24 protein-coding genes are annotated in these 23,454 nt (G+C 52.2%); 18 read left to right on the forward strand and 6 right to left on the reverse strand.

Annotated features, from left to right (window positions below):
* The first annotated feature begins 43 nt into the window (after nt 1–43).
* From FYJ65_RS03215 to FYJ65_RS03235, 5 genes are all read left to right on the forward strand, one after another.
* A complete protein-coding gene (locus tag FYJ65_RS03215; RefSeq protein WP_154553911.1) occupies nt 44–1,006 on the forward strand; it encodes a 4-(cytidine 5'-diphospho)-2-C-methyl-D-erythritol kinase in 963 nt (320 codons plus the stop codon).
* Nucleotides 993–1,658 carry a GntR family transcriptional regulator gene (locus FYJ65_RS03220; protein WP_206157293.1) on the forward strand — a complete coding sequence of 222 codons (666 nt, stop codon included), beginning with the start codon at nt 993–995 and terminating at the stop codon, nt 1,656–1,658. Before FYJ65_RS03215 ends, FYJ65_RS03220 begins: the two co-directional genes overlap by 14 nt.
* 118 nt (nt 1,659–1,776) lie before the next feature.
* A complete protein-coding gene (carA, locus tag FYJ65_RS03225) occupies nt 1,777–2,865 on the forward strand; it encodes a glutamine-hydrolyzing carbamoyl-phosphate synthase small subunit (RefSeq protein WP_154553913.1) in 1,089 nt (362 codons plus the stop codon).
* A complete protein-coding gene (carB, locus tag FYJ65_RS03230) occupies nt 2,858–6,913 on the forward strand; it encodes a carbamoyl-phosphate synthase large subunit (RefSeq protein WP_154553914.1) in 4,056 nt (1,351 codons plus the stop codon). Before carA ends, carB begins: the two co-directional genes overlap by 8 nt.
* Before the next feature lie 41 nt (nt 6,914–6,954).
* Entirely contained in the window at nt 6,955–7,089 is a 135-nt protein-coding gene (locus FYJ65_RS03235) for a hypothetical protein (protein WP_330636939.1), read from the forward strand.
* Between the two features lie 85 nt (nt 7,090–7,174).
* On the opposite strand, the gene FYJ65_RS03240 is transcribed toward FYJ65_RS03235, so the two are convergent.
* The 6 genes from FYJ65_RS03240 to FYJ65_RS03265 form a co-directional block, all read right to left on the reverse strand.
* Nucleotides 7,175–8,536 carry a PFL family protein gene (locus tag FYJ65_RS03240; protein WP_154553915.1) on the reverse strand — a complete coding sequence of 454 codons (1,362 nt, stop codon included), beginning with the start codon at nt 8,534–8,536 and terminating at the stop codon, nt 7,175–7,177.
* 17 nt (nt 8,537–8,553) lie between these two features.
* Nucleotides 8,554–8,826, reverse strand: a complete 273-nt coding sequence (locus FYJ65_RS03245; protein WP_154553916.1) for an ACT domain-containing protein — start codon at nt 8,824–8,826, stop codon at nt 8,554–8,556.
* The gene (locus tag FYJ65_RS03250; protein ID WP_154553917.1) at nt 8,819–9,889 is read right to left on the reverse strand and encodes an elongator complex protein 3; all 1,071 of its coding nucleotides are present in this window, start codon (nt 9,887–9,889) and stop codon (nt 8,819–8,821) included. The genes FYJ65_RS03245 and FYJ65_RS03250 overlap by 8 nt, the downstream gene beginning before the upstream one ends.
* Nucleotides 9,882–10,895 carry an asparaginase gene (gene ansA / locus FYJ65_RS03255; RefSeq protein WP_154553918.1) on the reverse strand — a complete coding sequence of 338 codons (1,014 nt, stop codon included), beginning with the start codon at nt 10,893–10,895 and terminating at the stop codon, nt 9,882–9,884. The genes FYJ65_RS03250 and ansA overlap by 8 nt, the downstream gene beginning before the upstream one ends.
* Nucleotides 10,896–11,005: 110 nt before the next feature.
* A complete protein-coding gene (locus FYJ65_RS03260; protein WP_154553919.1) occupies nt 11,006–12,493 on the reverse strand; it encodes a HAMP domain-containing sensor histidine kinase in 1,488 nt (495 codons plus the stop codon).
* Complete coding sequence (locus FYJ65_RS03265) at nt 12,450–13,154, reverse strand: response regulator transcription factor (RefSeq protein WP_154553920.1); 705 nt, start codon at nt 13,152–13,154, stop codon at nt 12,450–12,452. The genes FYJ65_RS03260 and FYJ65_RS03265 overlap by 44 nt, the downstream gene beginning before the upstream one ends.
* 276 nt (nt 13,155–13,430) lie before the next feature.
* Here FYJ65_RS03265 and FYJ65_RS03270 point away from each other — a divergent pair, with 276 nt between their 5' ends.
* The 13 genes from FYJ65_RS03270 to secE all read left to right on the forward strand — a co-directional run bounded on the left by FYJ65_RS03270 (nt 13,431) and on the right by secE (nt 23,454).
* The gene (locus FYJ65_RS03270; protein ID WP_154553921.1) at nt 13,431–13,904 is read left to right on the forward strand and encodes a CarD family transcriptional regulator; all 474 of its coding nucleotides are present in this window, start codon (nt 13,431–13,433) and stop codon (nt 13,902–13,904) included.
* Between the two features lie 78 nt (nt 13,905–13,982).
* Entirely contained in the window at nt 13,983–15,176 is a 1,194-nt protein-coding gene (gene ispF / locus FYJ65_RS10035; protein ID WP_154553922.1) for a 2-C-methyl-D-erythritol 2,4-cyclodiphosphate synthase, read from the forward strand.
* Nucleotides 15,177–15,178: 2 nt separating this feature from the next.
* On the forward strand, nt 15,179–16,918 hold the full coding sequence (locus tag FYJ65_RS03280) for a proline--tRNA ligase (protein WP_154553923.1): 1,740 nt from the start codon (nt 15,179–15,181) through the stop codon (nt 16,916–16,918).
* 2 nt (nt 16,919–16,920) lie between these two features.
* Nucleotides 16,921–17,466 carry a chromate transporter gene (locus FYJ65_RS03285; protein ID WP_154553924.1) on the forward strand — a complete coding sequence of 182 codons (546 nt, stop codon included), beginning with the start codon at nt 16,921–16,923 and terminating at the stop codon, nt 17,464–17,466.
* Nucleotides 17,463–18,041 (forward strand): chromate transporter, encoded by a 579-nt coding sequence (locus tag FYJ65_RS03290; protein ID WP_154553925.1) that lies wholly within the window; start codon nt 17,463–17,465, stop codon nt 18,039–18,041. The genes FYJ65_RS03285 and FYJ65_RS03290 overlap by 4 nt, the downstream gene beginning before the upstream one ends.
* A 100-nt stretch (nt 18,042–18,141) precedes the next feature.
* On the forward strand, nt 18,142–19,545 hold the full coding sequence (cysS, locus tag FYJ65_RS03295) for a cysteine--tRNA ligase (RefSeq protein WP_154553926.1): 1,404 nt from the start codon (nt 18,142–18,144) through the stop codon (nt 19,543–19,545).
* Nucleotides 19,546–19,547: 2 nt separating this feature from the next.
* On the forward strand, nt 19,548–19,937 hold the full coding sequence (locus tag FYJ65_RS03300; RefSeq protein ID WP_154553927.1) for a Mini-ribonuclease 3: 390 nt from the start codon (nt 19,548–19,550) through the stop codon (nt 19,935–19,937).
* 3 nt (nt 19,938–19,940) lie between these two features.
* On the forward strand, nt 19,941–20,771 hold the full coding sequence (thyA, locus tag FYJ65_RS03305) for a thymidylate synthase (protein ID WP_154553928.1): 831 nt from the start codon (nt 19,941–19,943) through the stop codon (nt 20,769–20,771).
* 119 nt (nt 20,772–20,890) lie between these two features.
* Nucleotides 20,891–21,379: a dihydrofolate reductase gene (locus tag FYJ65_RS03310; RefSeq protein ID WP_154553929.1), complete on the forward strand. Its 489-nt coding sequence runs from the start codon at nt 20,891–20,893 to the stop codon at nt 21,377–21,379.
* A gap of 2 nt (nt 21,380–21,381) precedes the next feature.
* Nucleotides 21,382–22,404 (forward strand): 23S rRNA (guanosine(2251)-2'-O)-methyltransferase RlmB, encoded by a 1,023-nt coding sequence (rlmB, locus tag FYJ65_RS03315; protein WP_154553930.1) that lies wholly within the window; start codon nt 21,382–21,384, stop codon nt 22,402–22,404.
* Between the two features lie 226 nt (nt 22,405–22,630).
* The gene (locus tag FYJ65_RS03320) at nt 22,631–22,813 is read left to right on the forward strand and encodes a hypothetical protein (RefSeq protein WP_154553931.1); all 183 of its coding nucleotides are present in this window, start codon (nt 22,631–22,633) and stop codon (nt 22,811–22,813) included.
* 224 nt (nt 22,814–23,037) lie between these two features.
* Nucleotides 23,038–23,187 (forward strand): 50S ribosomal protein L33, encoded by a 150-nt coding sequence (rpmG, locus tag FYJ65_RS03325; RefSeq protein ID WP_277672115.1) that lies wholly within the window; start codon nt 23,038–23,040, stop codon nt 23,185–23,187.
* Between the two features lie 30 nt (nt 23,188–23,217).
* The gene (secE, locus tag FYJ65_RS03330) at nt 23,218–23,454 is read left to right on the forward strand and encodes a preprotein translocase subunit SecE (protein WP_154553932.1); all 237 of its coding nucleotides are present in this window, start codon (nt 23,218–23,220) and stop codon (nt 23,452–23,454) included.

Raw genomic sequence — 23,454 nt, forward strand, 5'->3', positions numbered from 1 at the left:
CATTCCTTTTTTGTAAGCAGATTCCGAATCAGGAGGGAAAAGCATGAATTCATCTATCACCATGAACGCCTATGCGAAGATTAATCTTTCGCTGGAAGTACTCCGGAGACGTCCGGACGGATATCACGATATTTTGTCCTTTATGCAAGATCTTGGACTTCACGATGTAGTGACTATGGGACTTACGGAAGAGTCCTTGGGTATTTGCATGCAAAAATTTCCTTCAAACAATTGCTTTATCCAGGGTGTTCGTGTAAAATTTTGTATGAATTACAGTGCAATTTCCCTGGGATCGGACAACTTGGCGTACCGGGGAGTGGAAGCGGTGCTGAAGGCATTGCCGGAAGACGGAAAACGACCGGAGGAACTGTATCTCTTCGTGGATAAGAAATTGCCGGTAGCGGCAGGCATTGCCGGGGGAAGCGGCAATGCGGCAGGATGCATGTTGGCGACCAATGCCCTTTGCGGAAACCCGTTCTCGCTGCGGGAACTGATGGTGCTGGGGGCATCGGTGGGAGCGGATGTACCGTTCTCGTTGATGATGAATGCGCGAAAGAACAGAACGGTTTTTTCGGAATTGCCGGGAATTGAAGAAGCTTCAGTAGCTGCAGAGATTGAGGGAATCGGCGAAATTGTTCGGCCGACGGAACCGAAACCATACGGAGTGATTCTGATGAATCCGGGAATCGGAGTATCTACGCGAGAAGTGTACGAAGCATTGGATGCTCAATCCGGACGTTCGGTGGAGGAGAAACTTTTTTTTAACCGAATGGAAGAATACACACTGAAACAGTATCCGGAAGCGAAAGCGCTAAAGGATGCCATGGAGGCAAATCTCCGGGCGGACCGGGTGCTGATGAGCGGCAGCGGCCCCACAATGGTTGCATACTATAATTCGATGGCACAAGCCGAATCTGATTACCGAATGGCGAAAGATGCCCCATGGATTCGGGACAACTGGAAGGTATGGTACACAGAAAGTGGAGAGATGTATGATGAACATTGATTTGCAGATTCAGAAGCCGTTGCGAGAACTAGTATATCTGGAACTCAAACACAAAATCCTTACCGGCGAGATTCAAGCCAGAACGCGTTTGATGGAAATCGATCTGGCAGAGAGAATGAATGTCAGCCGGACACCGATCCGGGAGGCCATTCGAGAGCTGGCGACGGATGGACTTGTGGTGATTGAACCGAGACGGGGTGCGTACGTATCGGACATTTCAATCCAGAACATGCTGGATATTTTTGAGGTACGAGAAGATTTGGAAGGTCTAGCGGCCGGTCTGGCGGCACAGCGGATTACAGAGGAAGAGAAGCTGGCACTGAGCAAGATGCACCGGCTGTATGAGATGGCTGTGGAAGCCAGAGATAAAGAGGAAATCGTGGAATACGACGAGAAGTTCCATAATTTCATCGTTCGCTGCAGCCGAAACAACGTGCTGATTGAGCTGAGCCGTCAGGTGCAGGAACTGTCCATGCGGTTCCGGTATCTCTATTATGATGACGGAACCGTATTCGAACGGATTCCGAAGGAACACAAGCATGTTATGGAAGCAATTGTTGCCGGTGATGCGGAGAAGGCGCGCCGGGAAGCAGAAGCGCATATCAAAGACCTGAAGCAGTTCATCATTGGGCTGGACAAGGTCACAAGATAGATTAAAAGAAAGAGGAAGGTTGCTATTTCAGGGAAATTTTGCGGGAGGTGATGAGATAGGAAAAATTCGCAAGGGTTATGAAATGTATGAAATGATGGTTTTTTGAAAGGAGATTACTTTGAATAAGGATAAGAAAGGCTATCTGATACTGGCGGATGGCACGATTCTGGAAGGTAGAAGGTTCGGAGCGGAACGGGATTCTATCGGCGAACTGGTCTTCACCACCGGTGTGGAAGGCTATGTGGAAACGCTGACGGACCCGAGCTACTGCGGACAAATTGTTATGCAGACATTTCCGCTAATCGGAAATTACGGAATGATGGAAGAAGATTTCGAGGGCAAATGCGCCTTGAAGGGATATGTGGTTCGGGAATACTGCGATACCCCATCCAACTTCCGCTCGGAATATGATCTGGATACATTCTTGAAAAACAACGATGTGCCGGGTATTTGGGGCATCGACACCCGTGCGCTGACCCGGAAAATTCGGGAGCACGGCGTAATGAACGCAGTCATCTGCTCCGAGATTCCGGAAAACTTGGATGCAGTAACAGAATATACAATTGTTAATGCCGTAAAGTCCGTTACCTGCGATGAGGCGTACACCGTTTCTCCGGAAGGAGAAGCAAAATATCGCGTCACCCTGATCGATTACGGCGCAAAAAGAAATATCATCCGCAAGCTGAACCGGTACGGCTGTGAGGTTCGGGTGGTACCCAGCACCACTTCCGCAGAGGAGATTCTGGCGTCCCGACCGGACGGTGTAATGCTGTCCAACGGCCCGGGAGACCCGGCGGAAAATACCGGATGCATTGAAGAAATCCGGAAGCTGATGAGCCGGGTTCCGATTTTCGGCATCTGCCTGGGACACCAGCTGCTGGCGCTGTCTCAGGGCGGCGAAACCTTTAAGCTGAAGTACGGCCACCGGGGCGGAAATCAGCCGGCTACGGTCACCTTCGGCGAGAATTGCGGTCATACTTTTATCACCACCCAGAACCACGGCTATGCGGTTCGCCCGGAAAGCCTGGAAGGAAAAGGGGAGGTCAGCTTCGTGAACGCCAACGATCGGACCTGTGAAGGAATGATCTATCCGGACAAGAACGCATTTTCCGTACAATTTCATCCGGAGGCCCATGCGGGTCCTCACGATACGAGTTTTCTGTTTAAACAGTTCATTGAGTTGATGGAGGAGTACAAAAATGCCTAAAGATAAAAGTATTAAGAAAGTTCTAGTAATCGGTTCCGGACCGATTGTCATCGGCCAGGCGGCGGAGTTTGACTATGCCGGCGCCCAGGCCTGCCGGGTGCTGAAGGAGGAAGGCATCGATACGGTGCTGGTGAACTCCAACCCGGCCACCATCATGACGGATAAACACCTGGCGGACGAGATTTATCTGGAGCCGCTGACGGTGGAAACCGTAAAGAGAATCATTGAGAAAGAGAAGCCGGACGGCCTGCTGGCCGGACTGGGCGGACAGACCGGATTAACCATTGCCATGCAGCTTTCCAAGGAGAACTGGCTGGAAGAGCACAACGTGCGCCTGCTGGGATCCAATGTGGACGCCATCGATAAGGCAGAAGACCGGGAACTGTTCCGTGAGGTGATGGAAGAAATCGGCGAACCTTGCGTGCCTTCCGGAATTGCGGAAGACCTGCAGACGGCGCTGGATATTGCAAAGGAAATCGGGTACCCGGTCATCGTGCGTCCTGCTTTTACCCTAGGCGGCAGCGGTGGCGGAATCGCGGAGACGGAAGAGGAACTGCGTACCATCGCGCAGAGTGGATTGGATCAGTCCCCGATTACCCAGATTCTGGTGGAGAAGAGCATCGCCGGATGGAAGGAAATCGAATTTGAGACCATGCGAGACTCCATGGGCAATGTGATTCAGATCTGCCCGATGGAGAACCTGGATCCGGTGGGCGTGCACACGGGTGACTCCATCGTCGTGGCACCGACCCTGACTTTGGCGGACAAGGAGTTCCAGATGCTCCGTTCCGCGGCGCTGAGAATCATTTCGGCGTTGGGCATTGAAGGCGGATGCAACTGCCAGTTTGCCTTGAACCCGGACAGCTTTGAGTATGCGGTAATCGAGGTGAACCCGAGAGTGTCCCGTTCCTCGGCCCTGGCGTCCAAAGCCACCGGCTATCCGATCGCCAAGGTAACCACCCGAATCGCTTTGGGATACACCCTGGACGAAATCGTGAACGACGTAACCGGAAAGACCTGCGCTTGCTTCGAGCCGACGGTGGATTACGTGGCGCTGAAGGTGCCGAAGTGGCCGTTTGACAAATTCGCCGGCTCCAGCCGAAAGCTGGGCACCCGGATGAAGGCTACCGGTGAGGTCATGTCCATCGCCAACTCCTTCGAGGCGGCATTGATGAAGGCCATACGCGGTGCGGAAATTTCCCTGGACACTCTGAACTTCGAGTACCAGGGCGACAAAACCCTGCCGGAACGAATCGGCACGCAGGACGATCACCGCATCTTCGCGATTTTCGAAGGCTTTAAGACGAGACAGGTCACCGTGGATCAGGTGCACGACATCACGAAGATCGACCGCTGGTTCCTGAACAAGATCAAACATCTGGCAGACTTCGAACTGGAGCTGGCAGATTCGGCCAAAAATAAAGAACTTCCGGCAGAGATGTACGAGGAAGCGAAGAAGCTGGGTTATACCGACGAAGCGATTTGCCGGATTGCCGAAGTGGAAGAAGTTCCGGGCATGGACTTCAGCTATAAGATGGTAGACACTTGCGCCGCAGAATTCGACGCAATGACCCCGTATTTCTATTCCACAACGGATAAGGATTGCGAATCCAGAAGCTTCCGCCGCAGCGGAAAGCCGGTCATCATGGTACTGGGTTCCGGCCCGATTCGAATCGGTCAGGGAATCGAGTTCGACTATTCATCGGTACACTGCGTATGGACGCTGCGGGAGATGGGCTACGACGTAGTTATTGTCAACAACAACCCGGAAACCGTATCCACGGACTACGACACGGCGAACCGCCTGTATTTCGAGCCGCTCCATCCGGAAGACGTGATGAACATCATCAAGGTGGAGAAGCCGATCGGCGTCGTTGTGGCTTTCGGTGGTCAGACCGCCATCAAGCTCACCCAGTTCCTGCACGACAACGGAATTCAGATTCTGGGCACCTCCGCAGAAGGAATCGATCTGGCGGAAGACAGAGGTAAGTTCGACGCTCTTCTGGAAAAATTCGGCATCAGCCGTCCGAAGGGTCAGAGTGTCACCGACCTGGAGGGCGCACTCCGGGCGGCAGAAGAAATCGGCTATCCGGTGCTTCTGAGACCGTCCTACGTCATCGGCGGCCAGAACATGACCATTGCCGGGGACGAAGAGGATACCCGGAAGTACATGGAACGAATTCTGGAAAACTCCGACGACAACACGGTGCTGGTGGACAAATACATGCCGGGCATCGAGCTGGAAGTGGATGTTATTTCCGACGGAGAGGATGTGCTGATTCCGGGAATCATGGAGCATATCGAGAAAGCCGGAATTCACTCCGGGGACTCCATCGCTGTATATCCTCCGTTCAATCTGTCGGATCGTCAGCTGAGACGAATTGTGGATATTTCCGAGAAACTGGCGCTGGCATTGGGTACCAAGGGCCTGGTCAATATTCAGTATCTCCAGTACAACGGAGAGCTGTACGTCATCGAGGTGAATCCGAGAGCCTCCCGGACGGTACCGTACATCAGCAAGGTATCCGGTGTACCGATGGTGGATCTGGCGTCCCAGGTAATGCTGGGGGCGAAGCTGGAAGATCTGGGATACGGAACGGGATTGTACCGCACTCCGGCCTACGTGGCCGTAAAGGTTCCGGTATTCTCCTTTGAGAAGCTCACCGATGCCAACTCCATCCTGGGACCGGAAATGAAATCCACGGGAGAAGTTCTGGGACTGGGTCGGACCATGAACGAAGCTCTGTTCAAGGGACTGACCGCCGCCGGATTCACCGTGCCGCCGAGAAAATACGGAGAGGAACACGGCGTGATGATTTCCGTTCAGAAACGGGATTATCCGGAAATCCTGCCGATTGCCATGAAACTGCACACCCTGGGAATGAAGCTTTATGCCACAAGAGGCACGGCAGAAGCCATCCGCACCATGGGTATCGAGGTTACTCAGGTTCAGAAGGCCCAGAAGAGCACGGATATCATCGATCTGATGGAAAGCGGAAAGACCAGCTATATCATCTTTACCGGACAGGCCAACGATGCGGCATTGGGCGATTACACCGCCGTGCACAAGCGGGCGATGCAGCTGGGCATCCCTTGCCTCACCAGCGTGGATACCGCCGGTGCCCTGGTCAATATGATTGAATCCAGATATTCGGAACAGAACACCGAGCTGGTGGACATCAACCATATGCGGGCAACCCACCGAAATGTGTACTTTACCAAGCTGCACAGCTGCGGAAATGACTATATCGTACTGGATAACTTCGACGGACGGATTGAGGGACCGGAGTCCCTGTGCATCAGCCTGTGCGACCGCCACCGCTCCATCGGCGGCGACGGCATCGTCCTGGTGGAGAAGTCCCGGAAGGCCGATGTGAAGATGAGAGTCTTCTACAGCGACGGCACGGAAGGGGATGCCTGCGGAAACGGCATCCGCTGCGGTGCAAAATACGCCTATGAGCAGGGCTTGATCGGTCGGGATATGATGACGGTGGAAACCGTCAACGGTATCCAGAAGCTGAAGCTGTTCATGCGAGACGGATGGGTAACATCGGTAATCATGTATGTTCCGGAAGATCAGTTCCTGTACGACCGGGATATGGAAAAGGCAGCCGCTGCGGACACTTGCGTTCAGGAGAAGCTGGCGACCGCCGGCGCAACGGCGCTGAAAACCAGCCGAATTGCCGGGGGCGGGCTCCACTGCCAGATTTTCTGCGACTCCATCGATACCTTTGATATCGAAAAGCTGGGACCGGAAATCGAATATTCGGATATCTTCAATGCACCGGCATGCTTCGAGTTCATCAAGGTGGTGGATGCGTCCACCATCCGTTTGAAGATCTGGGACGGCGCCAACGGTGCGGTGCTCTCCAGCGCCAGTGCGGCATTCTGTGCCGCCCGCATGGCGGTGGAACAGGGCTACTGCAGAGGAGATAAGGAGATTATCGTGGAAACGCCGGGAGGCGATATTCTGGTGAACTTCCTGGAAGGTCGAATCAGCCTGACGGCCGAGGTGTCCTTCGCGTTCAGCGGTAAATTCTGGTATTAATACAGTAATTAGAAAAATGAACAAATGAAGCGAATGTAAAGATGCCGCCGGCAGGTCATTACGGCGACGTAGAGAAAGAAATCGGTCGTGCCTGCGTACAGCTGGCTTCGCCGGACTTCAAGTTCATGAGCGGTGAGACCATCACCCTGGAAGGCGGAATGGGCCTGAGACCGTAAAGGGAAAGTAAAACATACCACGAAAAAAGCGGGAGAGCTGCAGTGCAGCCCTCTCGCTTTTTTCATGAAGCGTCTATATTTTTTGTTAGTTCTTCAAGCTCTGAAGCGGAGCCGGAATCCGTCCGCCTCGGCGAATCATTTTTGCCGGAGAAGGATTCTTCAGATCCATTACCGGACCGTAGCCCAGCAGCCCGCCAAAGTTCAGTTCCTCACCGCTCTTCAGACCGATGGCCGGAATAACGCGAACGGCTGTAGTTTTGCTGTTCACCATGCCGATGGCCGCCTCGTCGGCGATGATGGCTGAGATGGTTTCCGGAGTGGTGTCTCCCGGAATCACAATCATGTCCAGACCCACGGAGCATACCGCGGTCATGGCTTCCAGCTTCTCCAGAACCAGGTTTCCGCTGCGAGCGGCAGCAATCATACCCTCGTCTTCACTTACCGGGATAAATGCGCCGGAGAGTCCGCCGACACTGGAAGAAGCCATTACGCCGCCCTTTTTAACCGCATCGTTGAGCATGGCCAGTGCAGCGGTGGTACCGTGAGTACCGCACTGCTCCAGGCCGATTTCTTCCAGAATACGTGCAACGGAATCGCCGATTGCCGGAGTCGGTGCCAGAGACAGATCCACGATTCCGAACGGTACGCCCAATGCGGCAGCGGCTTCAGAACCCACCAGCTGACCGACACGGGTAATCTTAAATGCCGTTTTCTTAATGGTTTCTGCCACCTCGTTCAGCGGAGCATCGTCCGGAAGGTCATGCAGCACGGACCGAACCACGCCCGGACCGGATACGCCAACGCTGAGGACGGAATCTGCTTCGCCCACGCCGTGGAAAGCACCGGCCATGAACGGGTTATCCTCTACCGCGTTGCAGAATACCACCAGTTTAGCAGCGCCCATGCACTGGTTATCTTTGGTGAGGAGTGCGGCTTTCTGAATCTGTCGGCCCATCAGGGCAACGGCATCCATGTTGATGCCGGCCTTGGTGGAGCCGATATTTACCGAGGAGCACACCAGCTGGGTTTCGGCCAAAGCTTGTGGGATGGATTCAATCAGTTCCCGGTCCCCGGCGCTGAAGCCCTTCTGGACCAGTGCGGAATATCCGCCGATAAAATCAATTCCGACAGTATGAGCTGCTCGATCCAGCGTACGTGCGTATTTCACCGGATCGCCGCCGGATACACCGGCCAGCATGGCAATCGGTGTAACGGAAACCCGCTTGTTTACAATTGGAATTCCGTACTTTCCGGTAATCTTTTCGCCGGTTTCCACCAGGTGTTCCGCTTTTCGGCAGATCTTTTCGTAGATCTTCTCGCAGGAGCGGTCGATGTCGCTGTCCGCGCAGTCCAGCAGAGAAATGCCCATGGTGGTGGTACGGACATCCAGGTTTTTGTCTCGAATCATGGAAATGGTTTCCAAGATATCGCCAATATCGTTATACATGCTTGTTCTCCCTTCTGCTAAATCCGATGCATGGAATTGAAAATATTTTCATGCATTACATGAACGTCCATTGTCGGGAGTTCCTTCAAAATCGCATCCCGGAGCTCAGCAATTGTTACATTCATCTGTTCGATGCTGATGACCATCATCATGGTGAAGAAGTCCTGCTTTACGGATTGGGTCATCTCGATGACGCTGGCATTGGCATTGGCGCAGCAAGCGGAGACGGAGGCCAGAATGCCTACCTCATCTCTGCCGGTGATGGTTACCACAGCTTTCTCTCTATCCATTTTTTTCCTCCTTTGCAGATACCCGGAACTGTCCGTCGGCCAGGCTGTCGTCCCGGCGAAAGCGGAAATTGAATTCCGGAAATTTTTGGGTAAAATACTTTTTATTGTCGGCTTCATTACCTACCATATTAGAATACCATTTTCCGTTAGAAAATACATCAATTTTCTGTTTGTTTTCTGTTAAAGAATTGCCGGAAGCGTTGAGTTTCAATCGAATCAGCAGCGGCTCGATGCGTTCTCGGGCAATCGCCCCTTCCACCAGCTGGCGAAAGGCCGGGTGGTAGGTTCCGCCGTTAATGGCTCCGCCGTCGCCGATGAGCTCCGTGCTCTTCAGCCCCACTCGCATGATGGTAATATCGGACGCCTCTAGGATTTTGTACATTTCTTTTGTGCGAAGAACGGCCTCTTCTCGGCTCAGCGGGATGTACGTGCCCTGCCGGTATGCGTCATAGAGATCCGTTTCGTCCAGAACGATGGTGGGATACAGGCGCGCCAGCTGCGGCCGCAGACGGGCGGTTTCCCGTGCGGAATAGAGGCACTTCTCCATCGTATCGCCGGGCAGTCCAATCATCAGCTGAATTCCCAGCTCGAAACCGTAGTCTTGGATTCGTGAAACGGCGTCGTAGACCTGCTGCGCTGTATGGCCTCGGCGGCTTTGGCGGAGTACATCCTCATCGAAGGACTGCACGCCCAGCTCGATGGTATCCACGGAATATTCTTTCAGGTTGTCCAGGATCTCCGGGGTGATGTAGTCCGGCCGGGTGGACAGGTGAATCTTCTGAATTGCCCCCGCCCACTTGTATTCCCGCGCCACTTCCAGGTAGGCCCGCTGTTCTTCCAACGGAATCCCCGTAAAACTCCCGCCGTAGAATGCGGCTTCCACTACCGGAACATCTTGCAGCGTGGTGAGCCAGGTGCGGATGGTGGTTCGCACATCCTCCGGGGTGACTGCCGCCGAGCGTGCGGTGATTTTCCGCTGGTTGCAGAAGATGCAGTCGTTGGGGCACCCTTTGTGAGGGATAAAAACAGGGATGATGGCGTGCTTCTTGTTCCGGCTAGCCAATGGTCAGCTCTCCCCGTAGGTCTGATTCTACCCAGTCGCGAACCTCGTTGGCAGTGAAGCCTTTGCTGAACAGGTACTGAAGCTTGGTGACCGTGGCCTCGGTGGTCATATTGCTGCCGCTGGCGGCACCGGCCCGGGCCAGTTCGGAGCTGGTCTCATAGGTGCCCAGACGAACGGTTCCCTGCATGCACTGCGTGCATACCACCACGGCGGTGTCGTTTTCGATAGCCTTGCTGATGAGCGGCGGAAGCTCCGAATCGTAGTTCGGAATGTTTCCGGTGCCGAAGGTTTCCAGAACCAGGGCCTGAAGATCCTTGTTGACGATTGGCGCAAAGAGATCGAAGTGAATTCCCGGGAACAATTTGATGACACCGATGGATGTGGGTTTCATCTCCGTTACCCGGAACGGTTCTTTTGGTTCCGGCAGGAAGCGGTTCGGGAAGTATTCAATGTCGATGCCGGCTTTGGCCAGTACCGGGTAGTTCGGGGAGGAGAATGCAATCAGTCCGTCCGCAGAGGTTTTGACAGCACGGTTTCCCCGAATCAGATGGTTGCCGAAATACAGGCATACCTCGTGGATGTCACTATTGGCCGCAATCATCAGGGAGGTGATCAGATTGTCCCGTCCGTCGGAACGGAGCTCGTACAGAGGAATCTGCGAACCGGTGAAGATGACCGGTTTCTTCAGACCTTCCAGCATGAAGGATAGGGCAGAAGCGCTATAGGCCATGGTGTCGGTGCCGTGGAGAATGACGAAGCCGTCGTAGCGCTCGTAGTTCTCTTTAATGGTGTTGGCCATCCGGTTCCACTGCACGTAGGTGATGTTGGACGAATCCAGAAGCGGATCGTATTCGATGAGATCCCACTTCGGCATGGCATCGGAATACAGATCCCGAATCTTCTCCAGTTCGCCGGAAAAATATCCTTCCTTCGGCTGGTAGCCGTCCCGGGTCGGCACCATGCCGATGGTGCCGCCGGTGTAAATAATGCAGACTCTTTTGTTCATACATTCCTCCAAATGTTTTATATAATTAATAAATCAAACGAAAATAGCAGTGTGAATTATACACCGTAAAAATCTCTGCCCGGGTTCTGCGCCGGACAGAGATTGAATTATTATCCATGGGTTTTATTTTTGCATTCGGTATCTGTCGGCTTTTTCACCGTATCCATTTCGAACCAGAAGTCGCTGCCCTGGCCTACCTTGCTTTTTACCCCGTAATTAGCATTGTGGAGTACCAGAATACCTTTGACGATGGAAAGCCCCAGGCCGGATCCTTCGATGCTCCGGTTCCGGTTCGCGCTGGTGCGGTAATACCGTTCCCATACGTGGGACAGTTCGTCGGAGGCGATGCCGTCGCCGTGGTCGATAACATCTACCCGGACCTTTTTGCCGATTCGCTTTACCTCCACGATCACCACCCGATCCTCACCGCAATACTTAATGGCATTGGAGACGAAGTTGGACAGGACCTGTTTGATTTTCTCCTTGTCGCCGTAGACATAAGCCGCCTTGCACTTGTTCAGTCGGATGTGGTATCCGTTCTGCTCGTTCAGCACCTTATAGGTAGCCACGATTTCCTCCGTCACTGCCACCAAATCGAAGATTTCCTTGTCCAGCTCCAGAGTGTTGGACTGAATCTTGGAGGCGGAAAGCATGTCGGATACCAGCTTGTTCAGCCGATCCGCTTCGGTGATGATGACCTTTAGGTGCTCCTTCCGCTTCTCCGGATTATCACCGGAGATGTCGTTGATCATTTCCGCGTAGGATTTGATCATGGTGAGCGGAGTCTTCAGATCGTGGGACACATTGGCAATCAAATCCCGTTGATAGAAGTCCGTCTTCTGCATTTCGTAGGAAGCGGTATTCAAGGTTCGGGCCAATTCGTTGGTCTCTGTGAACATGCCTCCGTTGAATTTCACGTTGTAGTTGCCGTGAGAAAGTTCCACGGCCGATTTGGTGATGTCCTTAATCGGTCGAGACAGCCTTCGGGCGATGAACAGTGCCAGCAGTGCGGCCACAATCAGGGCGATGCAGCTGATGTATTTCAGCTGCAGCCGAAGGATGGATATGGTGGATTTCACCGGATACAAGGGGGCCACGATGAACAAAATGTTATTGCTGGGTGTGTCCCCGATGTAGGTGGCATAAATCAGTTTCCGGCTGTCCTTCTTCGTATCGTTAGCCACTAGGGAAACGGAATTCTTATTGCTCTTCTCCAAGCGGTCCCGCGCCGTGGATGTTTCGTAATCGTAGGCGATGGAAGATGGCCTGAAGTACGAACCGTTGTCAAAGACGCTGGTGCCGTTCGGAGTGTCCACCCGGATGAAAATATCACTGGATGCAGAGGCGTTGAGCGCCAGATTCTTGAATTGCCCGTCGTCCTGCAGAAACTCGTTCTTCAGAAGAGCAGCGGTATGCTCCGTTTCCTGAACCTTCATCTGTTCAAAATAATGGGTCATGAAGAAGCTCTGGAGCGACCAAATCAGCATAATCAATACGGCTGCAAAAGTGAAGAAGTACAGCAGCATGACGGTTCGGATGCTGTTAAGATCAAACTTATTCTGCTGATTCTTTTCCTTTCTTGCTGTCGTCGTATTCAAATTTGTATCCTACTCCTCTCAACGTTACAATGAAATTTCGATACGGTCCCAGGTTGTTCCGCAGATTCTTGATATGGGTATCGATGGTGCGGTCGTCGCCAAAGAAGTCGTATCCCCAGATGTCGGAAAGAAGCTTGTCTCTGGACAATGCAATATTCTTATTCTGAATCAGGTAGAAGAGAAGGTCGTATTCCTTCGGGGTCAGGTTGACCCGTTCACCGTCTACGGTAATGGTGCGGGCGGCAAAGTTCACTTCCAGTCCGTCGAACTTCATTACCTGGGCGCTGTTGTTCTCGGAACCGCTCTTCCGCTGCAGGACCGCATTCACCCGAGCCATCAGTTCCTTCGGGCTGAATGGCTTGACCACATAATCGTCGATGCCCAGCTCAAAGCCGAACAGCTTGTCGTATTCTTCCCCTCTGGCGGAGAGCATGATTACCGGGATATCCTTGATCTTCTTGATTTCCTTCACGGAGCTGAATCCATCCAGCTTCGGCATCATCACATCCATGATAATCAAATCGTAATCGTTGAGCTTGCAGAGACCGATGGCACTCATGCCGTCGGCTGCTTCGGTCACCTCATATCCGCTGAACTCAGCGTATTCTTTGATGACCTCACGGATCTTATCTTCGTCGTCCACTACGAGTAATTTCTTCATTCAAGTTTCTCCTTTCAGTATTCCGGCAGTCCCTTTTATTATAAGAGATTGCGCCATTGAAAAACTGTAAAAATTATATCACAGAAATGTGAAAGATGATAGAATAACAACTGATAAGTATATGTTTCCCCGTCCCGAAAAGTACCGCTTGCGGCAATAAAAAGCGAGAAATGCAGTTGACATATATACAGCATGATGGTAAAATAATAAATTTTTACTTGCAAATATTTTTGCCTCGGGATATAATAACAGTGTGTCGAAAAAAGGAGAGGCGATATGTTTCAGGTTGGCGAGAAAATAGCATATCCGATGTACGGAGCCGGAACGATTACAGATATTGTCGAGAAAGAAGTGTTGGGCGAAATTCACAAATATTACGATGTGAACCTGCCGCACAGCAAGATGACGGTCCTGATTCCGGTGGAAAGTTCTGCGCGGGTTGGCGTGCGCAGAATTATTACTGCGGAAGATTTTCCGACAGTCTTTAAGCTGCTGGGCGAAGAGGCGGAAGCGATGCCGGCGAATTGGAATCGTCGATACCGCTTGAATATGGATCGGCTGAAAACCGGGGAAATCGAGGAAGTCGCTTCGGTTGTTCGAAATTTAGTGCGAAGCGATCGAAAGAAGTCCCTCTCCACCGGAGAGAAGAAGCTCCTGGGCACGGCAAAGCAGATTCTGGAAAGCGAGCTGATGCTGGCGGGAAATTATACAATGGAAGAAGCAGATGAACTGGTCGAATCCCACATATAACCGAGAACGGTATATGGCCGGAAACGACCGGTTTTTATATATGAATACTTTTAGAAAAATATCTTGAGGGAGAAAACGATGAACATTGGAATCGTAGTTGCGGCGGGAAAAGGAACCCGCATGAACGCGGAGGTGCCGAAGCAGATGCTGCCGTATCGGGACAGCACTGTTTTGGAGTGCGCCGCGCGGCCGTTTGCGGAACATCCGGATATCGACGAAATCGTCATCGTCACGCCGGAGGACGGTACGAATGCGGATTTTTACCTAAAAACAGCCCGCGCCCTGCAGGAGGTTTCCGGCAAGGCGGTGCGGCTGACGAAGGGCGGAAAGGAACGAAGCGACTCCGTCCGGGCCGGGCTGGATATGTGCGGAAATATTTGCAGAGAGAAAGGAATTTCGGAAAGTTCCGTGAAGGTGCTGATTCACGATGGTGCTCGAGCGGACCTGACGACCGGAATCATTGACCGAAACTTAAAGGGTCTGGATCGGTGGGATGCGGTATGTACTGCGGTTCCGTCGGTAGATTCCATGCGGATTATTCCGGATACCGACTTGAACTCGTTATTTATTTATCCTATAATGGACAGTAAAGTTATTGAGAGAAGGCGCATGTTTTGCGTTCAGACGCCTCAAAGCTTTCGGCTGGATGTGATTCGCCGGGCCTACGATGTTGCGAGACAGAAGGGATATTCCGGTACCGATGATGCATCCGTCGCGGAATTGGCGGGCATCTCCGTGGTCCTTGTGGAGGGAGAGTACGCCAACCGAAAAATAACGACCAAAGAGGACATTTCTATGGAAATCAGAACAGGAAACGGTTACGATGTACACCGCCTTGTCCCGGACAGAAACCTGATATTGTGCGGGACTCCGGTCCCCAGCAAATTGGGACTTCTGGGACATTCCGATGCGGACGTAGCGACGCACGCATTGATGGATGCCCTGCTGGGAGCTGCGGGAAAAGGAGATATTGGAAAACATTTTCCGGATACCGATGAGAAATATCGGGGAGCGGACAGCATAGAGCTGCTCCGGGAGGTAATCCGGATTATCGGCGACTACCGGGTTGTCAACGTGGATGTGACAATTATTTGTGAGAAGCCGAAGCTGGCACCTCATATAGAAGCCATGAAAGAGAATCTCGCCCGGGCGATGAATGTTTCCGAGGGACAGGTGAATGTAAAAGCCACCACCACGGAGAAGCTGGGCTTTACGGGACGGGAAGAAGGTATTGCGGCAATAGCGAGCTGCACGATTGAAGGGAGACAATAGAAATGAAATTATCCAAGAGACATCTGAAGACATTGAGAGAAGCACCGAAGGAAGCGGAACTGGTCAGCCATCAGCTGCTGATTCGTGCCAACCTGGTTCGCAAGGTAGCAGCGGGAATCTATGAATTCATGCCGCTGGGATACCGTTCCCTTCGGAAGGTGGAGAATATCGTCCGGGAGGAACTGGACCGCATCGGCGATCAGGAAATCCTGATGCCGGGACCGAATCCGGCCGAACTGTGGAAGGAATCCGGCAGATGGTATGCATACGGACCGGAACTGTGGAGAATCAAGGACAGAAACGGAAGAGACTTCTGCCTTGGACCGACGCATGAGGAGACCGTAACGGATATCGCACGGAACGAATTCTCTTCCTACAGAGAGCTTCCGCAGACCCTGTACCAGATTCAGTGGAAGTACAGAGACGAAGCTCGTCCAAGATACGGGCTGCTGCGTTCCAGAGAGTTCCTGATGAGCGACGGATATTCCTTCGACAGAGATGAAGCGGGAATGGATGTCAGCTACATGAACGAGTACGGTGCTTATGAGAGAATCTTCACTCGCTGCGGACTGGACTACAGAATTGTAGAAGCGGACAACGGCCCAATCGGTGGAAGCCGTTCTCACGAATTCTCCGCACTGTCTAACGTGGGAGAGAGTGAACTGGCACACTGTCCGGAATGCGGATATGCGGCAACGCTGGAGAGAGCGGAATGCGTAGATGATGAACCGGTTCAGGAAGAGATGGAAGAACTGAAGAGCGTATATACTCCGGGAACCAAGACCATCGAGGACGTATGCAACTACCTCCACATGGATGTGAAGAAGTCCATCAAGGCGCTGATGTTCGTTACCTACGACGATGAACTGAATCCGGCAGAGTACGTATGCGCTTTCGTTCGCGGTGACCGTGAAGTGAACATGATTAAGCTGGTAAATGCACTGGGCATTCCGGAACACTACATCGAATTCGCCAATGAGGACGAGATGGGTGCAACCACCGGTTGTGTCGGCGGATTCACCGGTCCGGTAGGACTGCAGAACTGCAAGATTGTAGTGGATAGCGAACTGGTAGGAACCGTGAACATGTGTGCCGGTGCGAACAAGGAAGACCACCACATGACCGGCGTATGTTACGGAAGAGATTACAAGGGCGACATCGTAACGGATATCAAGGTTCTGAAAGAGGGCGAGCGCTGCCCGAAGTGCGGAAAACCGATTATCGAGCATAGCAGAGGTATCGAGGTTGGACAGATTTTCAAGCTGGGAACCAAGTACTCCGAATCCATGAAGACATTCTACAAGGATGAGAACGGAAACGACTGCGTATACCAGATGGGTTGCTACGGCATCGGCATCACCCGTACCCTGCAGGCAATCATCGAGCAGCACAACGATGAAGACGGCATTATCTGGCCGATTTCCGTTGCGCCGTATCACGTAATGATTACCGTAATCAATCCGCAGGATGAAACCCAGATGAATCTGGCCGACAAGATTGAGGAAGAGCTGGAGAAGGCCGGTGTGGAAGTTCTGTGCGATGACAGAGATGAGAGACCGGGCGTGAAGTTCAAGGATGCGGATTTGCTGGGACTGCCGATTCGAATCACCGTCGGAAAGAAAGCCGGCGAGGGTGTTGTGGAGTATAAGCTGAGAAGAGAAGGGGAGATGACCCTGAAGTCTGCAGAAGATGCGACAAAGGATGCCATCGATCTGGTAAATGCGGAGAGATTTGGACTGTAATTGTGTTAGAGCTTTTTATAACATTCTTTAAACTGGGATTATTTACGATTGGCGGCGGTGTGGCGATGATACCGATTCTTCAGAACATCGCCGTCAACGAAAAGAAGTGGTTCACGGCAGAGGAAGCGCTGGATGTCATATCCGTCTGCCAGAGCCTCCCCGGTGTTATTGCAATTAACATGGCAACATACGTGGGATTCAAGCGAAAGGGTTTGCTTGGATCCCTTGTTTCGACTGTGGGGGTTGTGCTTCCTTCTTTTGTCGTGATTATTTTGGTGGCCAAAGGCCTGTCCGCCTTCGGAGATAATCCGTACGTGATGGGTGCGTTGGGCGGCCTTCGGGCGGCCGCCATGGGACTGGTGATGATTGCGGTATATTCCATTGCTAAGGGCGTCATCAAGGATTGGTTTTCCGGGATTTCCTCCCTGGCGGGGATTCTGCTGATCGAATTTACGAATATGAGTGTGGTGCTGATTGTACTCCTGTTTCTTGTGACCGGAATTCTTCGGTCGCTTTGGAACACTCGCCGGGAAGGAGTCTTGAAATGATTTTCGCAAAACTATTCTGGGCATTCTTCAAAATTGGCGCTGTGGGGTTCGGCGGCGGCATGGCCATCGTGGGCATGATCTACGATACCATCCGGGGATTTGTGTCCATGACCCCGTCCCAATATGCGGACATCGTGGCGATTGCACAGGTCACGCCGGGACCGGTAGCGGTGAACACGGCCACCTATGTGGGGTATCAGACGGCGGGAATGCCGGGGTCCCTCGTAGCCACGCTGGGGGTTGCCACACCTGCTTTTATCCTTGTAGCCATCGTCGCCAGCATGATTGATCGCTACAAGCAGAGCCGAATCGTTCAAGGAGCGCTGGAGGGAATTCGGCCCGCGACGGTGGGCATGATTTTTACCGCGGCCCTTACCATCTGCCGGCCGGCCGTCGAAGCGGAGCATCCTTTAGGGGGGAGCATTTCCGCCATTTCCGGTATTTTACCGGGACACATTGACGGAATTGCCATCCTGATGTGCGCCGCCACCGTCCTGCTGATCAAGAAGTTCCACGTAAACGCAATATACGTATTGCTGATTATGGGATGCATTGGTGCAGTAGTTGGTGTATAATTTAATGGACCGGATTTTGAATCGGGTGATGGAGACTGCCCGAAATTGTTTTTAACCGAATGGGAACCGCCGGAGAGATTTGGCGGGGAAAGGGGAACCGATGAAGATATACAATACCATGACCGGCTGCAAGGAAGAATTCGTACCGCTGGAAGAGGGGAAGGTTCGGATTTACGTCTGCGGACCGACTGTATACAATTTCTTTCACATTGGAAATGCCAGACCTTTCGTGGTGTTCGATACACTGCGCCGGTATTTCAAATACAGAGGATATGATGTGAAGTTCGTGCAGAATTTCACTGACGTGGATGACAAGATTATTCGCCGGGCCAAGGAAGAGGAAATCACCGCTCCGGAGGTATCCGAGAAGTACATAAAAGAATACTTCGAAGATGCGAAGGCGCTGAACGTGATTCCGGCGGACGTGCACCCGAAGGTGTCCGAGCACATTCCGGAGATCATTGCTTTCATCCGGACGCTAATCGATAAGGGCTATGCCTATGAGGCAGACGGGGATGTGTACTACAGCACCCGGAAGTTCAAGGACTACGGAAAGCTGTCCGGACAGAATATCGATGACCTAGAGTCCGGCGCCCGGATTGCAATAGGCGAAGTGAAGAAGGATCCGCTGGATTTTGCACTGTGGAAGGCGCAGAAGGAACCGGATGAAATTGCGTGGGATTCCCCGTGGGGAAAAGGCCGTCCGGGCTGGCACATCGAGTGCTCCACCATGGCGAAGAAGCATCTGGGCGAGACCATCGATATCCACGGCGGCGGACAGGATTTGCAGTTCCCGCATCATGAGAACGAAATTGCACAGTCCGAGGCCTGCAACGGCGTACCGTTCGCAAAGTATTGGATGCATAACGGATACATCACCGTGGACGGCGTGAAGATGTCCAAATCCCTGAACAACTTCTTTACGGTTCGGGACATTCGAAAGGACTTTACCGGAGATTTCATTCGGTTCTTCCTGCTGTCGGGACACTACCGGAGCCCGATTAATTTCAGCGACACGGAAATGAACAGCGTAAAACAAGGCTACGATCGTATTGTGACCGCCGTAGAGACGCTGGAGTTTCTGAAGAAGAACGGTACGGATGAGATGTCCGCTTCGGAAAAGGAAACCTTGGAGAAGCTGAACGGCTATTACAAAGAAGAATTTATCGCCGCGCTGGAGGACGACCTGAATACGGCACTGGCGATTTCCGTCATCTTTGAAATGGTAACCGCTGTGAACCAGGCAGTGCACGAAAGCGGTTCGAAGGAATTTGCGGAAGAAGCGCTGAAGCGGATTCACGAGCTGACCGATGTCCTGGGAATTCTTCAGGATGCGGAAGAGGATGTCATCGGTGAGGATATTCAGGCGCTGGTGGACGAACGTCAGCAGGCGCGAAAAGAGAAGAATTGGGCCAGAGCGGATGAAATCCGGGATATGCTGGCAGAGAAAGGATATACGCTGAAGGATACACCTCAAGGGGTGCAGATTATCAGAAACAACTAAGAATGGATCAGGAAATACAGAACATTAACACGACAACCCTGGCGTACATGGGCGATGCGGTGTACGAGGTTCGCGTCCGGGAAATGCTGATTGAGCACGATCCTCACGATGTGGGAAAACTCCATAAGATGGCGGTTCGCTACGTTTCGGCGGAGGGTCAGGCGAAAGCCATGCGGAAGTTGGTGAACGGATTCCTGACGGAGGATGAAATCCGTCTCTACAAGAGAGCTCGAAATCATCGGACACTGTCCCGGTCCAAGAATACGGACCCCCGCACCTACAAGGTGGCCACGGGATTTGAAGCCTTGATTGGATATCTTTTTCTGGCAGAGGAATCGGATCGGCTGGACGAAGTCATCGAGGAAGCCATCCGGATTATTGAAGAGGAGTAACATATGAGCAAAGCGGATCAGCTGTTCGTGACCATGTGTCAGGACATTATCGAGAACGGTTTCAGTACGGAGGGACAGAAAGTGCGCCCGCACTGGCCGGACGGAACACCGGCCCACACCATCAAGAATTTCGGTGTGGTAAATCGGTATAACCTGCAGGAAGAATTTCCCGCACTGACCCTGCGCCCAACCGCCATCAAATTGGCCTTTGACGAACTCCTATGGATCTGGCAGAAGAAATCCAACAACGTTCACGACCTGAACAGCCATATCTGGGATGAATGGGCGGATGAGGGCGGATCCATCGGCAAAGCCTACGGCTACCAGCTGGGAAAGAAGTACACCTTCAAGCAGGGCGAAATGGACCAGGTGGACAACGTGCTGTGGCAGCTGAAAAACGACCGGTATTCCCGGCGGATTCTGACCAACATGTACAATTTTGACGATCTCTCGGAGATGAACCTAGAGCCTTGCGCTTACAGTGTCACCTTCAATGTTAAAGGGGATACGCTGAACGCCATTCTGAACCAGCGGTCTCAGGATATCCTGACGGCCAATAACTGGAACGTGGTGCAGTACTCCCTCCTCCTGATGATGATGGCCAACGTCAGCGACCTCAAAGCCGGCGAATTGGTGCACGTCATTTCCGACGCTCATATCTACGATCGCCATGTGGATATCGTAAAAGAACTGATCGCACGGCCCCAGTATCCGGCACCGAAGGTGACCCTGAATCCGGAAGTGAAGAACTTCTACGATTATACGGTGGATGATCTGACGGTGGAAAACTACGAGCACAATCCTCAGGTGAAGAATATTCCGGTTGCAATTTAACGAAAAACAGTGTAGATTAAACGGTGCGGCAGACTGCCGTATGCTGACCCGGTGAGGAAAGCCTTGCCGGGTTTCTTTTATAGATAGATGAAAACCGAAGAAATTCGGAAGGAGGAAATATGAATCTGATTGTGGCAGTGGACTCGGAATGGGGCATCGGCTGCGGCGGAGAGCTGCTGGCCCACATCCCGGGCGACCTGAAATACTTTAAGGAGACCACCATGGATAAGGTGGTGGTGATGGGCCGGAAGACCTTGGAAAGTCTGCCGGGAAAGAAAGGGCTTCCGAAGCGGGTGAATTTCGTACTCACCGGGAATCCGGAATTCGAGGCGGAACGGTGTCAGGTGGTTCATTCGAAAGAAGAACTGACCGAGGCGCTGGAGGAATACAAGACGGAAGATGTTTTTATCATTGGCGGAGAGAGCATTTATCGTCGGTTCTACGAACAGTGCGACAAGCTGTATGTGACGAAGATGCATGCGAACCTGAACGCGGATCGGTTCATGGTGAATTTGGACGAGGATGCTCGTTTTCGGGTGACTTGGGAGAGCGAACTGCAGAATGAAAACGGGATTGAATATCAATTCGTTCTATATGAAAGGAGTTAAGGATGGCCGGAAAGAAGAAAAACGGAAAGAATCGCCGGGATGCCCACGGGGTGTATGAGAGAAGAGAAGCCAGAGGCAAGAGCAGCTACGGCGGAAACCGTTCCAACGAACGGAGTGACGGAAGCCGAAGAGGCGGCAGGGATGGCGGTCGGGAGAACAATTCCCGTTCGGTATATGATTACGGCGGTGCGGGAAGCCGGCCGAGCAGCCGCCGTGCACCGCGGACGGAGGGATTCCGGGGCGGAAATTCGGAGCGCAGAGGCGTGAGAAACTTTGAGCAGGAAGAATCTGCGGAGAACCTGCTGGTGGGAAGAAATCCGGTAATTGAAGCTCTACGGGCGGGACACGATGTGGAACGCATCTATATGGCGGAAGGTGCCGGCGGATCCATTTCCATCATCCGAGCTTTGGCAAAGGAGCAGGGTGTGTCCATCAGTATGGTGGATCGGTTTAAGCTGGACCATATGGCGCCGGGACAGAAGCACCAGGGGGTGATTGCGGAAATTCCGGCATATCACTATTCCAAGATGCAGGATATTTTCGCCCGGGCGGCGGCAATGGATGAGGAGCCGTTCATCGTCATCCTGGATGAAATCACCGACCCTCACAATGTGGGGGCCATCATTCGGAGTGCGGAGTGCATGGGCGCCCACGGAATCATTATCCCGAACCGGAGAGCTTGCGGTCTCACCAGCACCGTTGCGAAGAGCGCGGCAGGTGCCATTGAACAGATTCCGGTGGTGCGGGTGACCAATATCGGAAGAACCATCGAGGAGCTTCAGAGCCGGGGCATCTGGATTGCGGCCTGTGATATGGACGGCGAAGCGTATTACTCTGCGGCAGGGCTGAACGGCGCGGTGGCCATCGTCATCGGCAACGAGGGTCGGGGCATCGGAAAACTGGTTCGAGAGAAATGTGATTTTGTCGTTTCCATTCCGATGAAGGGTAAAATCAATTCGCTGAATGCGTCCAATGCGGCAGCAATCGTGCTGGCGGAAATCCGCAGACGCCGGGAATGCCGGTAAACTGGTTTTTTCAACAGGAAAAACAAGAAAATTTTAGGGAGAAAAAACAGTTTTAAACCCTTGAAACATAAGGCTTTGAAGGAATTACAAAAAGTAAATCGTCCCTTATTTTTCAACAAGGAAATTCATGTTTCAATTTCAAAACAAAGGTTAACATTTAGACAATCTTCATATAATATTCACTTCAAGAAGGATGTTGTCTCGGACAACGAAAGTGAGGTTTGTTATGAATAAGAAACAGATAATTTCCAATGGGATGTTGGCAACAATGGCAATGACGATTCTCAGCGTAGTTTTCGTCGTATTGGTATGCCGTGAGGCGATTGTTACTCAGGCGGTCGTTTCCGTAGTGTGTTTCGCACTGGCTGCGATGGCAATGAGCCACGTGAAGGTACACACCGGCAGGTAAGGAAGCGCTCCAAAGCCGGCTTTTGCCGTGTAATCTCAGAAAAAGTAAATAAAACGAGTAAAGCAGCAAAAATATTTACAAAATCTCTTGACATTGACGAGGTATCAGAGTAATATTATTGAGCGACTTTATGAAATAACAAACAGAGCAGTGAGATACCTGCTCTGATTTTGGAGTGAATAAGGATTTTTTCAAGATAATGGCAGTATAAGGAGGAAACTACTGTGAGAAACAAAATTATCCTGGCATGCACCGAGTGCAAGCAGAGAAACTACAACACCATGAAGAACAAGAAGAACAATCCGGACAGAATTGAACTGAGAAAGTATTGCAAATTCTGCGGAAAAGAGACTCTTCACAAGGAAACAAAGTAATTACTGCATTGTAAACAGCGGAGTGCAATCATGGTTAATAAGAAAGAAACTGGGAAGAAGAGCCGCGGCGAAAAGCGCGGAATCCTGGGATATCTTGCCGGCGTAAAGGAAGAGTTCGGCAAGGTTGTATGGCCGACGAAGGACGAGCTGAGCAGCAGTACACTGGTTGTATTTGCAGTGTGCGCATTCTTTGCCTTGGGCTTCTGGCTGGTGGATACCGGATTCCTTGCGTTGCTGCGCAAAGTGCTTGGAATTACACTTTCCTAG

It is taken from the genome of Mogibacterium kristiansenii, assembly GCF_009695905.1.
In the GTDB taxonomy this organism is placed as follows: Bacteria; Bacillota; Clostridia; order Peptostreptococcales; family Anaerovoracaceae; genus Mogibacterium_A; species Mogibacterium_A kristiansenii.